Here is a 17595-nt window from a genome sequence, read left to right on the forward strand (position 1 = left end):
GGGGTCGGCGAGGGGGTTGCGGGTCAGCGTTTGCATCAGCGCGCCCGACACGCCCAGCGCGCAGCCCGCCAGCAAACCCGCCAGGGTGCGGGGCAGGCGCACATCGCGCACAATGGTGCAGTCGGGGCTTTGACACTGGCCGCTTAGCGCGTCCAGCACAACGGAGAATTCAATCGGCTTTGCGCCAATCGACAGGCTTAACGCTGACATCAGCAGCAGCAAAATGATAAGGCCCAACAGCGCAGCCGTGCGCCCTGGTAACCGGAAAAGCGACATCACAAATATTCCACAATTGGTAATGATAGTTATTATCACTCTTATTGGGGCTATGTTAGCATGACGCCCCCGTTATTCGGTAAGAAAAAATTCCGCTCTAAGGCCATGTAATGAACCAACATTCGCTGTTGCTAAATCTTTCCCTGCTCAAAACCAACCCGGCATTCCGGGCGGTGTTTCTGGCGCGCTTTATTTCCATTGTTTCTCTGGGGCTACTGGGCGTGGCCGTGCCGGTGCAGATCCAAACCATGACCGGTTCGCCGTGGCTGGTGGGGCTGGCGGTTACCCTGACCGGCGGGGCGATGTTTATCGGGCTGGTTTCTGGCGGCGTGCTGGCGGACCGCCACGAGCGCAAGCAACTGATCCTGATAGCCCGTTCTACCTGCGGCCTGGGGTTTATCGGGCTGTTTATTAACGCCCTGCTGCCGGAACCCTCTTTGGTGGCGATTTATCTGCTGGGATTGTGGGACGGCTTTTTCGGTGCGATTGGCGTCACGGCGCTGCTGGCCGCCACGCCGGGCCTGGTGGGGCGCGAGAACGTGATGCAGGCGGGCGCGATCACCATGCTGACGGTGCGTCTCGGGTCGGTGATCGCCCCGATGCTCGGCGGGCTGCTGCTGGCGAGCGGCGGCGTGGCGTGGAACTTTGGTCTGGCGGCAATGGGGACGTTTATCACGCTGATCCCGCTGTTCAGCCTGCCGCGTATGCCCGCCCCGCAGATGCAGCGCGAACACCCGCTGCGCGCGCTGATGCAGGCGTTTCGGTTTCTGCTGGGAAACCCACTGATCGGCGGCGTGGCGCTGGTGGGCGCGTTATTGACGATGGCCAGCGCGGTGCGGGTGCTGTATCCGGCGCTGGCGAACCACTGGCAGATGTCCGCCAGCCAGATTGGTTTTTTATATGCCGCCGTACCGCTCGGCGCGGCGCTGGGCGCGCTGACCAGCGGACGTATCGCGCATACAGCGATGCCCGGCAGAGTGATGCTGGCGACCACAGTCGCGGCCTTCCTGGCGGTGGGCGCATTCGGCGTGATGCCGTTCTGGGGGCTGGCAGTGGTGTGCCTGGCGCTGTTCGGCTATCTCAGCGCCATTAGCTCGCTGTTGCAGTACACCCTGATCCAAACCCAGACGCCGGACGACATGCTGGGGCGGATCAACGGCCTGTGGACGGCGCAGAACGTGACCGGGGATGCCATCGGCGCGGCGCTGCTGGGGGCAATTGGCACGCTGTTGACGCCTGCCGCGTCGGCGAGCGTCAGCGGTCTGGGGCTGGCGGTGATGGGGGTGTTGCTGGCGCTACTGCTCAACGAACTGCGCCGCTTCCGTCAACCCGCGCCGGAAGCGGCGCACTCATCATGATTTAAACAACTGCGTCAGCCGGATCAGGAGCTGGCTGGCGCTGTAGTAATCGAGACGAAAAGTTTCGGTGCCCAGCGGGTAAACGCGATGCTGCTGTACCGCTGGCAGATGTTTTAACAGCGGATTATCCGCCAGCGCTTTGGCGTCCCGCTCATCCCCGGCGAACAAAAACAGCGTCTCGCCATTCAAACCCGCCGCCAGATCCTCACCGCCGAGCTGAATAATGTCATGGCGTTTGCCCTGCGACTGGCTGGTTTGCAGATTAGCGGGCAGGGCGGCCTGGGTAAAACCGAGCTGCTGTAACAATTTCCCCTGCGCCGATTCCGGCGTCCAGAGATTCGCGCCGTGTGCCGCCGGGTTATACACCAGCGCGCTTACCGGCTGCGGCGGCAGGGCGATCTGCGCTTTCACCTCGGCTAACTGCTTATCGAAACTGGCGATGCGCTCGGCGGCCTGTTTTTCATGCCCGGTGATTTCACCGAGCTGAGTTAACAGCTGCTGCCAGCTTTTATCGTCGTAGTTGATGATTAACGTGGGGGCGATGGCGGAGAGCTGATCGTAAAGCGGTAGCGCCGAATCGCCGCCGGTGGCGCTGATCAAAATCAGGTCCGGCATCTGGGCCGCCACGGCTTCGGCATTGGCTTCGCCGATATACAGCCGCTGCACGTTACGCTGCTTCGCTACTTCACCCCACTGTTTCAAGAAGCCCTGCGCATCCGCCACCCGGTTGCCCGGCGAGGTCGCACCACTGGCGACCACCGGCGCATCAATCGCCAGCAGTGAACCGGTCAACGTGACGCTGGTGGAAACAATGCGCTGCGGCATCTGGTCCAGGGTATGAGTGCCCCGGCTGTCCTGGATTTGGCGCGGCCAGTCGGCGGCCTGGGTGAGCGAGGAAAATCCGAAAACGAGCAGGGAGAGCAGCAGCCCAAAAGCGAAGCGTAATTTCACGGCGTAAAGTCCCACGGTAAGGGTTAGTAATGCTTCTCATTTTCAACATTGACCGCCCCGGTTGCAAGAACTGTTCACAACAATTGCCGGTTGCTTTGTGCCCGAAATCGCTCGCACTGCATTGACAATCGGGCGCTTTGCCCTTAGGTTACGCCACCAAATGCAAATGATAATAATTATTAAACACCTTATCATTTTATGGAGGAGCGTATGGAGGCGTCTTTGGCAGAGGAATTCCAACAGCACGCTGTCACCCTTTCATCTGACAGCTTTTTCTTAATGTCGCCGCATCGCAATCTGGTGACATCCGGCTGTCTGACCCGGCTGACCACCCCCGCCGCAGACGGCGAAGATCTTAACGGCGAGTTCCAGCAGCAACTTCGTGCGACGTTCGCCGCTGCCCGTGAGAGGGGCTGTTCGCAGCCGATTGTGGTCGGCGCAATCCCGTTCGATACCCGTAAACCCTCGGCGCTGTTTGTACCGCGCGATTATCAGGCGTTTTCCCACAGCGCGATGCTCGCCAGCGCGCGCGCCGCCGCGCCGCCGCAGCTACAGCTGATGGCGCAGCAGGCAATCCCGGAGAAACCGCAGTTCCTGGCGATGGTAGAGCGCGCCGCCGCGCTGACCGCCACGCCGGACGTCAGCAAAGTGGTGCTGTCGCGCCTGATTGATATCACCACCAACGACGCGCTGGATCGCAATCAACTGTTGAACCGGCTGGTGGCGCTCAATCCCGCCAGCTATAACTTCCACGTTCCGCTGGCGGACGGTAGCGCGCTGATCGGTGCCAGCCCGGAACTGCTGCTGCGTAAACAGCAAAACCACTTTTGCTCGCTGCCGCTGGCCGGTTCGGCGCGCCGTCATCCCAATGGGACAGAAGATAAACTGGCGGGCGATCGCCTGCTGAATTCCACCAAAGATCGCCACGAACACCAGTTGGTTACTCAGGCGATGCGCCAGATCCTCACTGGCCGCAGCCAGCGCCTGCGGGTGCCGGAAACCCCTGAACTCATCACCACCCCGACGCTGTGGCATCTGGCTACCGCCATTACCGGCGAAACCTGCTCAGAGCAGGAAAACGCGCTGTCGCTAGCCTGTCTGCTGCACCCGACGCCTGCGTTGAGCGGCTTTCCGCATACCGTCGCCCGGCAACTGATCGCTGAACTCGAGCCGTTCGACCGCGAGCTGTTTGGCGGGATCGTCGGCTGGTGCGATGACCAGGGTAACGGCGAGTGGGCGGTGGCGATCCGCTGCGCGCAGTTAAACGACAAGCAGATCCGCTGTTTCGCCGGTGCGGGGATTGTCCCGGCGTCGGTGGCGGAATCGGAATGGCATGAAACGGGCGTCAAGCTCTCCACCATGCTCAACGTATTTGGCCTGAACGACAGGAGCGCGTCATGATTATTCCTTACACCCGTTGGCCGGATGAGTTTGCCGCCCGCTATCGCGCGAAGGGCTACTGGCTCGACTTGCCGCTGAGCGACATTTTGGAGCGCCACGCCAACAACGACGCGGTGGCGCTGATTGATGGCGAGCGCGTATTCACTTACCGCGAGCTTGACCAGGCGTCTGACCGCCTGGCGGCGGCGCTGTCGCGGCGCGGTTTACGCCGTGGCGAAACCGCGCTGGTGCAGTTGGGCAACGTGGCTGAATTTTACATCGTCTTTTTTGCCCTGCTGAAAATCGGCGTCGCGCCGGTGAACGCGCTGTTCAGCCATCAGCGCACCGAACTGGAAGCCTATGCGCAGCAGATTAAACCGGTATTGCTGATTGCCGATCGCGCCCACGGGTTATTCGCCAGCGATGATTACCTGGCCCAGTTGCGCGACGTTTCTCCGGCAATCCGCCACGTTTTACTCAACCGCGATGAAGGCGCATTAAGCCTGGCGCGGTTACTCGACGAACCGGCTGACACTTTTATCGCCACCCCGACACCAGCGGATGAAGTGGCCTTTTTCCAGCTCTCCGGCGGCAGTACCGGCACGCCGAAGCTGATCCCGCGCACCCATAACGATTACTACTACAGCATCCGCCGCAGCAACGAAATCTGCCGTTTCGATGCCACTACCCGCTATCTGTGCGCCTTGCCAGCGGCCCACAACTACCCGATGAGTTCGCCGGGCGCGCTGGGGGTTTATCTGGCGGGCGGCACCGTGGTGCTGGCTAACGATCCCAGCGCCAGCCACTGCTTCCCGCTGATCGCCCACCATCACATCAACGTCACCGCGCTGGTGCCCCCGACGGTCAGCCTGTGGTTGCAGGCGCTGATGGATGGCGAAGATCGCGCACAGCTGGCTTCGCTCAAGCTATTGCAGGTCGGCGGCGCGCGGCTGTCGAATTCGCTGGCGGCGCGCATTCCCGCCGATATTGGCTGCCAGTTGCAGCAGGTCTTTGGCATGGCGGAAGGGCTGGTGAACTACACTCGCCTTGATGACAGCGAGCAGCGCATCTTCAACACCCAGGGCTGCCCGATGTGCCCGGACGACGAAGTCTGGGTAGCCGATGAAAACGGCGACCCGCTGCCTGCCGGGCAGGTTGGGCGGTTGATGACGCGCGGCCCTTACACCTTCCGGGGCTATTACCAGAGCCCGGAGCACAACGCCCAGGCCTTCGATGCCGACGGTTTTTACTGCTCCGGCGATCTGATCGTCATCGACGAGGACGGCTATATCACCGTGCAGGGCCGCGAGAAAGATCAGATTAACCGGGGCGGTGAGAAGATCGCCGCCGAAGAGATCGAAAACCTGTTGCTGCGCCATGAGGCGATTATCCAGGCGGCGCTGGTGTCGATGGAAGACAGCCTGATGGGCGAGAAAAGCTGCGCATTTCTGGTGACGCGCCGGGCGGTAAAAGCGGTGGAGATCCGCCGCTACCTGCGCGAGCTTGGCGTCGCCGATTTCAAACTGCCGGACCGGGTGGAGAGCGTGGCTGAACTGCCGCTCACGCCGGTGGGCAAAGTCGATAAAAAACAGTTGCGTCAACGGCTGGCTGACCGCCAGTCGGCATCATGAAGGAGAATACCGTGGCGATCCCAAAACTTAACGCGTACAGCCTGCCGGGCGCGGCAGATATCCCAGACAATAAAGTGCAGTGGGCCTTTGAACCGGCGCGCGCCGCGCTGTTAATCCACGATATGCAGGATTATTTCGTCAATTTCTGGGGCGAGAACTGCCCGATGATGGCCGAGGTGATCGCTAACATCGCCGCCCTGCGCCGCTACTGCAAACAGCAGGGTATTCCGATCTATTACACCGCGCAGCCGGAAAACCAGAGCCCGGAAGACCGCGCACTGTTGAACGATATGTGGGGACCGGGGCTGAATCATTACCCGGAACAGCAGCGTGTGGTGGCGGAACTGGCCCCCGACAGCGACGACACGGTGCTGGTAAAGTGGCGCTACAGCGCGTTTCACCGCTCGCCGCTGGAGCAGGCGCTGAAAGAGTCTGGCCGCGATCAGTTGCTGATTTGCGGCGTATACGCCCACATCGGCTGTATGACCACCGCCACCGACGCGTTTATGCGTGATATCCAGCCGTTTATGGTGGCCGACGCGCTGGCGGATTTCAGCCGCGAAGAGCACCTGATGGCGCTGAAATACGTGGCGGGCCGCGCCGGACGCGTAGTGATGGCTGCCGATTTGCTGCCGACGCCGCAAAGCAAAGCGCAACTGCGTGCGCTGGTGCTGTCGCTGCTGGATGAATCCGACGAGCCGGAGGATGACGAAAACCTGATCGACTACGGTCTGGATTCGGTGCGCATGATGGCGCTGGCCTCGCGCTGGCGGCAGGTTTACCCGGACATCGATTTCGTGATGCTGGCGAAGAAACCCACTCTCGACGCGTGGTGGGCGCTGCTGTCCAGGGACGCGCGCTGATGGCCGGGATGTTTGACGGAAAAACGGTTTGGGTGACCGGTGCCGGGAAGGGCATCGGTTATGCCGCTGCGCGGGCATTTCATCAACAGGGCGCGACGGTTATCGGCTTTGATCTGGTGTTTAACGGCGATTACCCGTTCGCGACTGAGCAACTGGATATCGCCGACGCCGGGCAGGTGGCTGAGGTTTGTGAGCGGTTACTGGCATCGCAGCCGCGCCTTGATGTGCTGGTCAACGCGGCGGGGATTTTGCGTATGGGGCCGACCGATGCGCTGTCGCAGGCCGACTGGCAGCAGACTTTTGCGGTCAACGTGGGCGGCGCATTTAACCTGTATCAGCAGCTCATGCCCGTTTTCCGTAAGCAAAACAGGGGGGCGATTGTCACCGTGGCATCCGACGCGGCGCATACCCCGCGCATTGGCATGTCGGCATACGGCGCGTCCAAGGCCGCGCTGAAAAGCCTGACGCTCACCGTCGGGCTGGAGCTGGCCCCGTTCGGCGTGCGGGTTAACCTGGTGTCGCCAGGCTCTACCGATACCGATATGCAGCGCACCCTGTGGACCACGGATGATGCCGAACAGCGGCGCATCGCCGGGTTCGCCGAACAGTTTAAGCTCGGGATTCCGCTGGGCAAAATCGCCAGGCCGCAGGAAATCGCCAGCACCATTTTGTTTCTTGCGTCCGATCAGGCCAGCCACATCACGCTCCAGGATATTGTGATCGATGGCGGGTCGACGCTGGGAGCCTGAATGATCTGGAAACGCGAAATTACACTTGATGAACTGAACGCGATGGGCAAGGGCACGCTGGTGGCCCACCTGGGCATTGTGTTTACCGAAATTGGCGTGGATACCCTGGCGGCGGAAATGCCGGTGGATAGCCGCACGCTTCAGCCGTTTGGCCTGCTGCACGGCGGCGCGTCGGCGGCGCTGGCGGAAACCCTCGGTTCAATGGCCGGTTTTCTGACCACCAAAGAGGGCCAGAGCGTGGTGGGCACCGAGTTGAACGCCACCCATCATCGGCCTGTATTTGAGGGCAAAGTGCGCGGCGTCTGCCGGGCCATCCATCCCGGCCGACAAAGCCAGTGCTGGGAGATCGTTATTTACGATACCGACGGGCGGCGCTGCTGCACCAGCCGCTTAAGCACTATGGTAATGGGCTGACGATTGACAAGGCGCAGGGAAGCGCATTTAGCCATCTAAGCGTCTTGATTGCCAAAGGGAAGCGTCATGCTATAGTGGAGTGATATTTTTCCCGCAGAGCGCAGTATGATGAGCAATAATCCGTTGATTCCTCAGAGCAAACTTCCTTCACTCGGTACCACTATCTTCACCCAGATGAGCGCGCTGGCGCAGCAGCACCAGGCGATTAATCTCTCCCAGGGTTTTCCGGATTTCGACGGGCCGCGTTTTTTGCAGCAACGGCTGGCGTTTCACGTCGCCGCCGGAGCGAACCAATATGCTCCGATGACGGGGGCGCAGCCGCTGCGTGAGGCCATTGCCGATAAAACCGCCGCGCTTTACGGTCATCGCCCTGACGCCAACAGCGAGATTACCGTTACGGCGGGCGCGACCGAAGCGCTGTACGCCGCCATTACCGCGCTGGTGCGCCCCGGCGATGAAGTGATCTGCTTTGACCCAAGCTACGACAGCTACGCCCCTGCCGTGACCTTAAGCGGCGGCGAGCTAACGCGGCTGGCGCTCCAGCCGCCGCATTTTAACGTCGACTGGCAGCAGTTTGCCGATGCGCTGTCGCCGCGTACTCGGCTGGTTATCCTGAATACGCCACACAACCCCACCGCCACGGTCTGGCAGAAAAGCGATTTTGACGCGCTGTGGCAGGCGATTGCCGATCGGGAAATTTATGTGATTAGCGATGAAGTCTACGAGCATATTTGTTTTGCCGCTGAGGGCCACGCCAGCGTGTTGGCTCATCCGCCGCTACGCGAGCGGGCGGTGGCGGTATCGTCGTTCGGCAAAACCTATCATATGACTGGCTGGAAAGTGGGGTACTGCGTCGCGCCTGCTGCTATCAGCGCAGAACTGCGCAAAGTGCACCAGTATTTAACCTTCTCGGTGAATACCCCGGCACAGCTGGCGTTAGCGGATATGCTGCGGGAGCAACCCGCGCATTATCAGGATTTGCCGGAATTTTACCGCGCCAAACGCGATCGGTTTATGGATGCGCTTTCAGGCAGCCGCTTTACGTTGCTGCCCAGTGACGGCACCTATTTTTTACTGGCGGATTACCGCGCAATCAGCGACAGGGATGACGTGAGCTTTTGCCAGTGGCTGACCAAAGAAGTGGGCGTCGCCGCAATCCCGCTGTCGGTGTTTTGCGCCGCGCCGTTCCCTCATAAACTCATCCGGCTGTGCTTTGCGAAACAGGACGCCACCCTGGACGCGGCGGCGGCGCGGTTAGTGGCGTTATAATGACGCCTTAAACCAGCGTGGCGAGCCGCTGGTTGATATTTTCCAGTAGCAGTTTGAATGCGCTGCTTTGCAGCGCAAAACGGTTGTACATCAAATAAAATTCCAGCGTCGGTAACGCCATCTGGGTATCGACGCGCTTGAGGTTGAACACTTCGTTAAACCGCGCATAGCCCCGTTCGCCGATAATACCCAGCAACTCGCTTTGCCCCACCGCAGACATCACGGTAATCGGCGAGTCGCTCTGGAACACCACTTCACGTTCGGGAAAAACTTCTGACGATTTGACCTGATATTGACGCAGACCTTCTTCAATCCCCGTCACCCTGGCGAATTTCTCTTTCTGCAATTCATCCAGCTTCGCACTGTCGCCGATGCGCGGATGATCTTTACTGCACACCAGCACGGGTTTGACATTCATAAACGGCGTGCAGATGACAGAATGATTTATCACCGGCGTATTGCCGATAATTAAATCCGCTTTGCGATAGGTCAGCAAATCCTCTGCTGAATTGGGGGCGACGGCCATATCGTAGTGAATCAGTTCATACCCTAACTGGCGGCAAAAGTTTTCCGCCAGTGGCGATAAAAATTCAAAACCCATAAAGGTTGAGCAGTAAATAATAAAATTTTTGCGCTGGGGCGCACCCTGTACCACGCGGATCGTCTGCTCAAGCTGTTGCAGATTATCCTCAAGATAGATATGCAGATTATCGGCGACGGTGGTGGGGGTGATGCCTTTTCCTTCGCGCAGAAACAGCGGATCATTCAGTTGGTTGCGCAGACGCTGGATCGACTGGCTAATGGCGGATGGCGTCAGGAACAGCGCTTCCGCCGCTTTACTGACACTGCGATGCAAATAAACGCATTCGAAAATAACCAGCAGATTAAGATCGAATTTTTTCAGATCCTGGAGATTTGCCATCATTAACCCCGTCACCTAAATAGGTCATGATTATGATATTAAATCAAATAATAGACGGGGCAAATAAAATAGCAGCCATTTTTAGGGCTGCCATGACAATTATTTAAAGATGCTTTTAGTTTTTCTTACTCACTTCGCCCATCATCACCGCCAATTTTTCGGCGTCAGGTAAACCGACCACCTGCTGCAATTCATTAGCGTCGCTCATGTAATAAATCGCTGGCGTGGCGTTTGCGCCCAGTTCATCCATTAATTTCTGATTCATATTTAATGCTTTTGCCTGTTCGGGAGCGATGGCGGCAGGAATGTTCAGCGCCGTTTTTCCGCCGGACTGCTCGAATTCATGCCAGGTTTTCGCCGGATCCTTAGCGCCCATGATCGCCGCTGCGGTCGCCCGGCTTTCGGGTTTGATCACGCCGACCATCAAGGTGCGGATTTGCACCTTGCCTGCGTCAACCCAGGGGCGCGCTTGCTGCCAGAACTGGTGGCAGTAAGGGCAGAACGGATCGGCAAAGACATAGATTGTGCGCGGCGCGTCGGCTTTGCCATCCTGGATCCAGTTGGCCTTTTCCATTTGCTTCCACAGCTCGCGGCCCGCAGGGGCATAAATCTCTTTGGCGATCAGTTTTTCGCTCAGGTTAGTACCCTGCTCATCGTACAGATAGCCTGAAATGGCGTGCTTGCCGTCCGGTGTCACGTAGATGGTCACGCCCATCTCCTGGAATTTGCCCAGATAGCCGGTCATCCCGTTAGGGCCGGGGAACGATTTAATGATCGTAATGCCTTGCTGCTCCAGCGCTTTTACCGGGGCAGGGAGGTCGCTGGCATGGAGAAAAAAGGGCGTGAGGGCCAGCAGAAGTAAGCGTTTAGTCATGTCTAATCCTGAAATTGTCGGATGTTCGATAAAACCTATCGCAACCATCGGAAAGAGGGGCGGTTCAGTGGATTGCCGTAAAGGTGTGGCAATGGTCTAATCAGGGCGCTGATACGACCTTTGTTAAGGTAAAGTAAAGCGCAACGCATTGCCAGTTTACTGGCGCTGGACCGCCTTCGGGCGCTTCAGGTAAGGAGGCCACCCGATTGGGTGGCCTTTTTATATGGCGGGTTGTAAAGACGCGCTGCGCAAATGCTCAGCACAAAAAGGTCTAAGCCGGGTTGTTAGATATTGCTTATTGATTTGATAACGCCAACCCATTAGCCCTTAACGTTCAGATTCGTTAACTTACACCTCAACGAAAACACGGAGGAAGTACAGATGTCCTTAATTAATACCAAGATTAAACCTTTTAAAAACCAGGCGTTCAAAAACGGTGAATTCGTAGAAGTTACCGAGAAAGATACCGAAGGCCGCTGGAGTGTGTTCTTCTTCTATCCGGCTGACTTCACCTTCGTTTGCCCGACTGAACTGGGCGACGTGGCTGACCATTACGAAGAGTTCCAGAAGCTGGGCGTAGATATCTACTCTGTTTCTACCGACACCCACTTCACTCACAAAGCATGGCACAGCAGCTCCGACACCATCGCAAAAATCAAATACGCGATGATCGGCGACCCGACTGGCGCCCTGACCCGTAACTTCGACAACATGCGTGAAGACCAGGGTCTGGCTGACCGCGGTACGTTCATCGTTGACCCGCAGGGCATCATCCAGGCGGTTGAAGTTACCGCTGAAGGCATCGGCCGCGACGCATCTGATCTGCTGCGTAAAGTGAAAGCAGCACAGTACGTGGCTTCTCACCCAGGTGAAGTGTGCCCGGCTAAATGGAAAGAAGGCGATGCGACTCTGGCTCCGTCTTTAGACCTGGTTGGTAAAATCTAAATTCTCGTCGTCTTTCGCATCATAGCGGCGTTGGCTTCACTTCTGCGCCCCGGTCGCTTACTGGTGTAAGCTCCCGGGGACTTAGAAGCTCGCCGCCTTGCTCTGAAGCGAAATACTTAGAGAATTACGCCTTCCCCGGGGGCAGCTTTTTTGACGCCCCCATTTTCCCAACACCATGATTCAAGTTGCATTCAGGCAGCCCGACTAAGGCAGCTTGCATGATGATGTTTTAAGCCCAGGAGATTTACTCATGCTCGACACCAATATGAAAACGCAGCTTAAGGCTTACCTTGAGCGACTGACAAAGCCTGTTGAGTTGGTTGCCACGCTGGATGACAGCGCGAAATCGGCAGAAATCAAGGAACTGCTGGCTGAAATTGAACAACTGTCAGACAAAGTCTCTTACCGTGAAGACAGTGCGCTGCCGGTACGTAAACCTTCGTTCCTGATCACCAACCCCGGTTCCAGCCAGGGACCGCGCTTTGCGGGTTCGCCGCTGGGCCACGAGTTCACCTCGCTGGTGCTGGCGCTGCTGTGGACCGGTGGTCATCCGGCGAAAGAAGCGCAGGAGCTGCTGGAGCAGATCCGCGATCTGGACGGCGATTTTGAATTCGAAACCTATTATTCGCTGTCCTGCCACAACTGCCCGGACGTGGTGCAGGCGCTGAACCTGATGGCCGTGCTGAACCCGCGTATTAAACATACCGCCGTTGACGGCGGCGCGTTCCAGAATGAAATCACCGAGCGCGGCGTGATGGGCGTTCCGGCGGTGTTCGTAAACGGGAAAGAGTTTGGTCAGGGGCGTATGACGCTGGCGGAAATCGTCGCCAAAGTTGACAGCGGCGCGGAAAAACGCGCGGCAGATGCGCTGAACAAACGTGACGCTTACGATGTGCTGATCGTCGGCTCCGGCCCGGCGGGCGCGGCGGCGGCGGTTTACTCTGCCCGTAAAGGCATTCGCACCGGTCTGATGGGCGAACGCTTCGGCGGCCAGGTGCTGGATACCGTCGACATCGAAAACTACATCTCGGTACCGAAAACCGAAGGCCAGAAGTTGGCTGGCGCGCTGAAAGCGCACGTGAGCGATTACGATGTGGATGTGATTGATACCCAGAGCGCCACCAAACTGGTTCCGGCGGCGGTAGAAGGCGGCCTGCACCAGATTGAAACCGCCTCTGGCGCGGTATTAAAAGCGCGCAGTATCATCATTGCCACCGGCGCAAAATGGCGCAACATGAACGTCCCGGGTGAAGATCAGTATCGCACCAAAGGCGTGACCTATTGCCCGCACTGCGACGGCCCGCTGTTTAAAGGCAAGCGCGTGGCGGTGATCGGCGGCGGTAACTCTGGCGTGGAAGCGGCTATTGATCTGGCGGGTATCGTTGAACACGTGACGCTGCTGGAATTTGCCCCGGAAATGAAGGCCGACCAGGTTCTACAGGATAAAGTACGCAGCCTGAAAAACGTCGACATCATTCTCAACGCCCAGACTACCGAAGTGAAGGGCGACGGGACCAAACTGACTGGCCTGGAATACCGCGATCGCGTTAGCGGCGATGTGCATCACATCGAACTGGCCGGGATTTTTGTGCAGATTGGTTTGCTGCCGAACACCAACTGGCTGGAAGGCGCGATTGAGCGCAACCGCATGGGCGAGATCATGATCGACGCCAAATGCGAAACCAGCGTCAAAGGCGTGTTCGCGGCGGGCGACTGCACCACTGTGCCGTACAAACAAATTATCATCGCAACCGGTGAAGGGGCGAAAGCGTCGTTAAGCGCGTTCGATTACCTGATTCGCACCAAAACCGCGTAAAAAAAAGAAAGTAAGACACCTGCAAAAATCAAAGCCACCGAAAGGTGGCTTTTTTGTCTGCGGATTTAGCGGATCACAAATACCGGAATATGGGCATGGCGGATCACGCTGGAGGCGTTGGAGCCTAACAGATGCGTGGTGATGGACGGATTGCGCGACCCGATCACCACCACGTCGGCATCAAGTTCATTCGCCAGCGTATTGACGCAGTCACGCACGCTGCCGAATCGGACATGGGTTTTAATCCGCTCGGGCGAAATATTGAAATGGTCGGTCATCGAGGCCAGTCGCGTTTGCGCTTCCTGAAGCAGATGCTCCTCAAACCGGCGCACGTCCAGGGCGAAACGGTGCATGCTCAGGTTGCCTGAACTGGGCAATACATGCATCAGGTGAATAATTCCTTTCTCCTGGGCCAGGAATTCGGCGTGACGTACCGCTTTGTCGCTCAGCTCCATTTCAAATACGTCAACCGGCATAATAATCGTGTTGTACATACTCACTCCTCCTTGGGTTCTGAAGTCAACGCCATCTTAAACCCATAAACCAAATAAATAGTTGCGCTGGGTTGGTAAAACGCGATTTTGGCCTTGATTGGGGGGGCGAAGCGGGAGAATGAGCGCGTAAAATTCCAGGATTGCTCTTAAAATTTCCAGAAAATCGCTGCCTGGCAAAGGGGGGGCCTGAAGGTTGCTAACCTTGGTAAAGAGTCATTTTTCCTGACACTTTCCCGTTTTCCCCTTTGGAGGTCAGCATGAGAGCTTTGACGTACCATGGCGCGCACTCTGTTCGCGTTGAAAATGTTCCCGATCCTGCCATTGAACAATCTGACGACATTATCCTGCGCGTAACGGCCACCGCGATTTGCGGATCAGACCTGCACCTCTACCGCGGTAAAATCCCCCAGGTGAAACACGGCGATATCTTTGGCCATGAATTTATGGGGGAAGTGGTGGAGATTGGCGGCGGGGTGAAAGATATCCAGCGCGGCGACCGGGTGGTGATCCCGTTTGTGATTGCCTGCGGTGACTGCTTCTTCTGTAAACAACACCAATACTCCGCCTGTGAAACCACCAACGCCGGTCCTGGCGCATCGTTAAATAAAAAACAGATCCCGCCGCCGGCGGCGCTGTTTGGCTACAGTCACCTGTATGGCGGCATTCCCGGCGGGCAAGCCGAATATGTGCGCGTGCCGAAAGGCAATGTCGGGCCGTTTAAAGTGCCGCCGGTGCTCTCTGACGACAAGGCACTGTTCCTGTCGGACATTCTGCCCACTGCCTGGCAGGCCGTGAAAAACGCCGAAGTAACTAAAGGCTCCAGCGTGGCAATTTACGGTGCCGGACCGGTTGGTTTACTCACTGCCGCCTGCGCGCGCTATCTCGGCGCAGAGCAGATCTTTATTGTGGATCATCATCCCTATCGGCTGGAATTCGCGAAGCAGCGTTACGGCGCGATCCCGATTAACTTCGATAAGGATGACGATCCGGCGGCGCTGATTATCGAGCAAACTGCCGGGAATCGTGGCGTGGACGCGGTGATCGATGCGATTGGTTTTGAAGCCAAAGGCAGCACCACCGAAACTGTATTGACCACCCTGAAGCTGGAAGGCAGCAGCGGTAAAGCGCTGCGCCAGTGTATCGCGGCGGTGCGCCGTGGCGGGATTGTCAGCGTACCGGGCGTTTATGCCGGATTCATTCATGCCTTTATGTTCGGCGATGCGTTTGATAAGGGGATTTCGTTCCGCATGGGGCAAACCCACGTTCACGCGTGGCTGCCGGAGCTATTACCGCTGATTGAACAGGGGCTGCTGCGCCCGGAAGAGATCGTCACCCACTATTTGCCGCTGGAAGATGCCGCGCGCGGGTATGAAGTGTTCGAGAAGCGCCAGGAGGATTGCCGGAAAATTATCCTGGTACCCGGCGCGGAATCCCCGGAAACCGCACGGGAGAAAGCCACCAGCGTGGGGATTGTTAATAACGCCGTCCTGCCTGAGTAAAACAAAAAGAGGGCGCATTGCGCCCTCTGTTTCAGGTATTAGCGAAGATACTCGCCCGCCGCTTCCGGCTGGTACAGCAGTTCCAGCACCTCAAGGTGCGTCTCGTTGCCGTTAGGCAATTTCCAATGGATGGCATTGCCCACGCGCAAGCCTAACAGCGCCGCGCCTACCGGGGCCATCACCGACAGTTCTTCCGTGCTGTCGCGCACCTGGTTGGGGTAAACCAGCGTACGGATGTACTCTTCGTTGGTCGCCAGATCGCGAAAACGCACCTTGCTGTTCATGGTCACTACATCGGCAGGCATCTCTTCCGGGCGACACATCTGGGCGCGATCCAACTCTTCATTCAACGCGTCGGCCACTGGCAAACTGGCGAAGGCCGGTTGCTCCAGCAGGCGGTCGATGCGTTCGGCATCAAGGTCATTAATAATAATGGCAGGTCTGGACATCGTTTACTCCATGTCATTGGCGCGCCATATCGCGCGGCACGAATTTTTCCAAAGAAAAACCCTCACCGTCAAAAGCGATGAGGGTTAACTAAGGGGATGATACTTATCCGGGCCGAACTAATGAAGTGATATATCTCACGAATTCAGCTTACAGGATCATACTTCCCACGGCTGCCAGCAGGAAGGCGATGGTGCCGAGCAGCGTTTCCATCACGGTCCAGGTTTTCAGAGTGGTTTTCTCGTCCATTTCCAGGAAGCGGCCCACCAGCCAGAAGCCGGAATCGTTCACGTGCGACAGTACCGTTGCGCCGCCCGCGATGGCGATAACAATAAAGCACAGATCGAACTGGCTCAGGCCCGGCGTTGCCTGCACCATCGGCGCAATCAGCGCAGCGGTGGTGGTCAGCGCCACGGTCGCAGAACCCTGCGCCACGCGCAGCGCGGTAGAAATCACGAACGCCGCCACGATAATCGGCAAACCGGTATCCGCCAGCACGCCTGCCAGCGCGTCGCCGATGCCGCTGGCGCGCAATACGCCGCCGAACATGCCGCCTGCCCCAGTCACCAGGATGATGCCGCAGATCGGGCCCAGCGCGCCTTCACAAATTTTTTCCAGATGCTGACGGGTGTGGTTCTTGCTGAATACCGCCAGTGCGAAGAACACGGTGATCAGCAGCGCCACCGGGGTTTTACCCAGCATACGCAGGAAGTTCACCACGGTATTGTCTGCACTGACCCAGCCCAGCACTTTGGCGGTGTTCAGGCCGGTATCAAGGAAAATCAGCACCAGCGGCAGCAGCAGGATGGTCAGCACCATGCCGAAAGAAGGCGGCTGGTGGTTGGCGTCGACTTCCACATCGCCCAGGAAAGACTTAGGCAGTTTGACGTCGAATTTTTTACCTGCATACAGGCCAAACAGATAGCCGCCAAAGTACCAGGTCGGAATCGCGATAATCAGACCCAGCAGTACCAGCAGACCGATGTTGGCGCCGAGCAACTCGCTCGCGGCAACCGGGCCCGGATGCGGCGGAACCAGGGCATGCATTACCGCGAATGCGCCTGCCGCAGGCAGGGCGTATTTCAGGGTCGAGCCGCCAAACTGCTTCGCCACGCTAAAGATAATCGGCAGCATCACCACCAGACCGGCATCGAAGAAAATCGGGAAGCCGAACAGCAGTGAAGCGATACCCAGCGCAAACGGCGCGCGATGGGAGCCAAATTTGTTAATCAGGGTATCCGCCAGCACTTTCGCGCCGCCGGAGACTTCCAGTAGACGTCCAATCATCGCGCCCAGGCCGACCAGCAGGGCGACGCCCGCCAGGGTGCTGCCGAAGCCGCTCAGAATAGTGGGGACAATTTTGTCGAACGGGACTTTGGTGACCAGCGCGACCACAATGCTCACCACCGTTAGTGCCAAAAAGGCGTGCACGCGAAAGCGCATGATCAACACCAGCAGCAGCGCAACGGCCCCTGCGGCGATACCAAGCAGCGTTCCCGCGCCGTATGCGTATGTCATTTCTGTCATCATCAATTTCCTCTGCATTCAATTCAGGGAGAAGGCAGGATGAGCGCCGTGTTCCTCACTGATACCGGTAACATGATACTGGTAACATCGGTATGGATGTAAATAACTCTGGCGTGTTTATTAACATTTTGAGAGCGACATCAAACATCTGTAATAAATGCATTTCGCCGTTTTCATTCA

The 17595-nt window shown here is 57.8% G+C and carries 17 protein-coding genes; 10 read left to right on the forward strand and 7 right to left on the reverse strand.

Annotated features, from left to right (window positions below; translation table 11 throughout):
- The coding region (locus tag RT120_RS20740) for an iron chelate uptake ABC transporter family permease subunit (protein WP_312985701.1) at positions 1–276 on the reverse strand (276 nt) is incomplete at its 3' end.
- Between the two features lie 110 nt (positions 277–386).
- Here RT120_RS20740 and entS point away from each other — a divergent pair.
- The gene (gene entS / locus RT120_RS20745) at positions 387–1634 is read left to right on the forward strand and encodes an enterobactin transporter EntS (protein WP_312985661.1); all 1248 of its coding nucleotides are present in this window, start codon (positions 387–389) and stop codon (positions 1632–1634) included.
- On the opposite strand, the gene fepB is transcribed toward entS, so the two are convergent.
- Positions 1629–2585 (reverse strand): Fe2+-enterobactin ABC transporter substrate-binding protein, encoded by a 957-nt coding sequence (gene fepB / locus RT120_RS20750; protein WP_409515073.1) that lies wholly within the window; start codon positions 2583–2585, stop codon positions 1629–1631. The two genes, entS and fepB, sit on opposite strands and share 6 nt — an antisense overlap.
- A gap of 210 nt (positions 2586–2795) precedes the next feature.
- Here fepB and entC point away from each other — a divergent pair, with 210 nt between their 5' ends.
- From entC to RT120_RS20780, 6 genes are all read left to right on the forward strand, one after another.
- Entirely contained in the window at positions 2796–3986 is a 1191-nt protein-coding gene (gene entC / locus RT120_RS20755; protein WP_312985663.1) for an isochorismate synthase EntC, read from the forward strand.
- Entirely contained in the window at positions 3986–5596 is a 1611-nt protein-coding gene (locus RT120_RS20760) for a (2,3-dihydroxybenzoyl)adenylate synthase (RefSeq protein ID WP_312985705.1), read from the forward strand. The genes entC and RT120_RS20760 overlap by 1 nt, the downstream gene beginning before the upstream one ends.
- 11 nt (positions 5597–5607) lie before the next feature.
- Positions 5608–6459, forward strand: coding sequence for an isochorismatase family protein (locus tag RT120_RS20765; RefSeq protein ID WP_312985665.1), 852 nt, complete (start codon positions 5608–5610; stop codon positions 6457–6459).
- Positions 6459–7208: a 2,3-dihydro-2,3-dihydroxybenzoate dehydrogenase EntA gene (gene entA / locus RT120_RS20770; protein ID WP_312985666.1), complete on the forward strand. Its 750-nt coding sequence runs from the start codon at positions 6459–6461 to the stop codon at positions 7206–7208. Before RT120_RS20765 ends, entA begins: the two co-directional genes overlap by 1 nt.
- Positions 7209–7622: a proofreading thioesterase EntH gene (gene entH, locus RT120_RS20775; RefSeq protein WP_312985668.1), complete on the forward strand. Its 414-nt coding sequence runs from the start codon at positions 7209–7211 to the stop codon at positions 7620–7622. It begins immediately after the preceding gene.
- Positions 7623–7730: 108 nt separating this feature from the next.
- Positions 7731–8891, forward strand: a complete 1161-nt coding sequence (locus RT120_RS20780) for a pyridoxal phosphate-dependent aminotransferase (RefSeq protein ID WP_312985707.1) — start codon at positions 7731–7733, stop codon at positions 8889–8891.
- A 7-nt stretch (positions 8892–8898) separates the two neighbouring features.
- On the opposite strand, the gene citR is transcribed toward RT120_RS20780, so the two are convergent.
- Positions 8899–9816: a DNA-binding transcriptional repressor CitR gene (citR, locus tag RT120_RS20785; RefSeq protein WP_312985669.1), complete on the reverse strand. Its 918-nt coding sequence runs from the start codon at positions 9814–9816 to the stop codon at positions 8899–8901.
- Positions 9817–9928: 112 nt separating this feature from the next.
- Complete coding sequence (gene dsbG, locus RT120_RS20790; protein WP_312985671.1) at positions 9929–10687, reverse strand: thiol:disulfide interchange protein DsbG; 759 nt, start codon at positions 10685–10687, stop codon at positions 9929–9931.
- 381 nt (positions 10688–11068) lie between these two features.
- Between dsbG and ahpC the strand changes: the two genes are divergently transcribed.
- Positions 11069–11632, forward strand: a complete 564-nt coding sequence (gene ahpC / locus RT120_RS20795; RefSeq protein WP_125294595.1) for an alkyl hydroperoxide reductase subunit C — start codon at positions 11069–11071, stop codon at positions 11630–11632.
- A 250-nt stretch (positions 11633–11882) separates the two neighbouring features.
- Complete coding sequence (gene ahpF, locus RT120_RS20800; protein WP_312985673.1) at positions 11883–13448, forward strand: alkyl hydroperoxide reductase subunit F; 1566 nt, start codon at positions 11883–11885, stop codon at positions 13446–13448.
- Positions 13449–13513: 65 nt separating this feature from the next.
- Here the strand turns inward: ahpF and uspG are convergent, their stop codons facing one another.
- Positions 13514–13942: a universal stress protein UspG gene (gene uspG, locus RT120_RS20805; RefSeq protein WP_312985675.1), complete on the reverse strand. Its 429-nt coding sequence runs from the start codon at positions 13940–13942 to the stop codon at positions 13514–13516.
- A 257-nt stretch (positions 13943–14199) separates the two neighbouring features.
- Between uspG and RT120_RS20810 the strand changes: the two genes are divergently transcribed.
- On the forward strand, positions 14200–15441 hold the full coding sequence (locus RT120_RS20810; RefSeq protein WP_312985676.1) for a zinc-dependent alcohol dehydrogenase: 1242 nt from the start codon (positions 14200–14202) through the stop codon (positions 15439–15441).
- A 38-nt stretch (positions 15442–15479) separates the two neighbouring features.
- Here the strand turns inward: RT120_RS20810 and rnk are convergent, their stop codons facing one another.
- Both rnk and RT120_RS20820 read right to left on the reverse strand, forming a co-directional pair.
- Positions 15480–15890, reverse strand: a complete 411-nt coding sequence (gene rnk, locus RT120_RS20815) for a nucleoside diphosphate kinase regulator (protein ID WP_312985677.1) — start codon at positions 15888–15890, stop codon at positions 15480–15482.
- Positions 15891–16038: 148 nt separating this feature from the next.
- Positions 16039–17415: a GntP family permease gene (locus RT120_RS20820; protein WP_312985678.1), complete on the reverse strand. Its 1377-nt coding sequence runs from the start codon at positions 17413–17415 to the stop codon at positions 16039–16041.
- Positions 17416–17595 lie beyond the last annotated feature (180 nt).

Origin of the sequence: Atlantibacter sp. (assembly GCF_032062175.1) — a bacterium.
In the GTDB taxonomy this organism is placed as follows: Bacteria; Pseudomonadota; Gammaproteobacteria; order Enterobacterales; family Enterobacteriaceae; genus Atlantibacter.

Bases quoted from the DNA above. Each gene is read 5' to 3' on its own strand.
- entS (WP_312985661.1), top strand. From the start codon at position 387: ATGAACCAACATTCGCTGTTGCTAAATCTTTCCCTGCTCAAAACCAAC.
- entC (WP_312985663.1), top strand. From the start codon at position 2,796: ATGGAGGCGTCTTTGGCAGAGGAATTCCAACAGCACGCTGTCACCCTT.
- entA (WP_312985666.1), top strand. From the start codon at position 6,459: ATGGCCGGGATGTTTGACGGAAAAACGGTTTGGGTGACCGGTGCCGGG.
- entH (WP_312985668.1), top strand. From the start codon at position 7,209: ATGATCTGGAAACGCGAAATTACACTTGATGAACTGAACGCGATGGGC.
- RT120_RS20780 (WP_312985707.1), top strand. From the start codon at position 7,731: ATGAGCAATAATCCGTTGATTCCTCAGAGCAAACTTCCTTCACTCGGT.
- citR (WP_312985669.1), bottom strand. From the start codon at position 9,816: ATGATGGCAAATCTCCAGGATCTGAAAAAATTCGATCTTAATCTGCTG.
- dsbG (WP_312985671.1), bottom strand. From the start codon at position 10,687: ATGACTAAACGCTTACTTCTGCTGGCCCTCACGCCCTTTTTTCTCCAT.
- ahpC (WP_125294595.1), top strand. From the start codon at position 11,069: ATGTCCTTAATTAATACCAAGATTAAACCTTTTAAAAACCAGGCGTTC.
- ahpF (WP_312985673.1), top strand. From the start codon at position 11,883: ATGCTCGACACCAATATGAAAACGCAGCTTAAGGCTTACCTTGAGCGA.
- uspG (WP_312985675.1), bottom strand. From the start codon at position 13,942: ATGTACAACACGATTATTATGCCGGTTGACGTATTTGAAATGGAGCTG.
- RT120_RS20810 (WP_312985676.1), top strand. From the start codon at position 14,200: ATGAGAGCTTTGACGTACCATGGCGCGCACTCTGTTCGCGTTGAAAAT.
- rnk (WP_312985677.1), bottom strand. From the start codon at position 15,890: ATGTCCAGACCTGCCATTATTATTAATGACCTTGATGCCGAACGCATC.
- RT120_RS20820 (WP_312985678.1), bottom strand. From the start codon at position 17,415: ATGACAGAAATGACATACGCATACGGCGCGGGAACGCTGCTTGGTATC.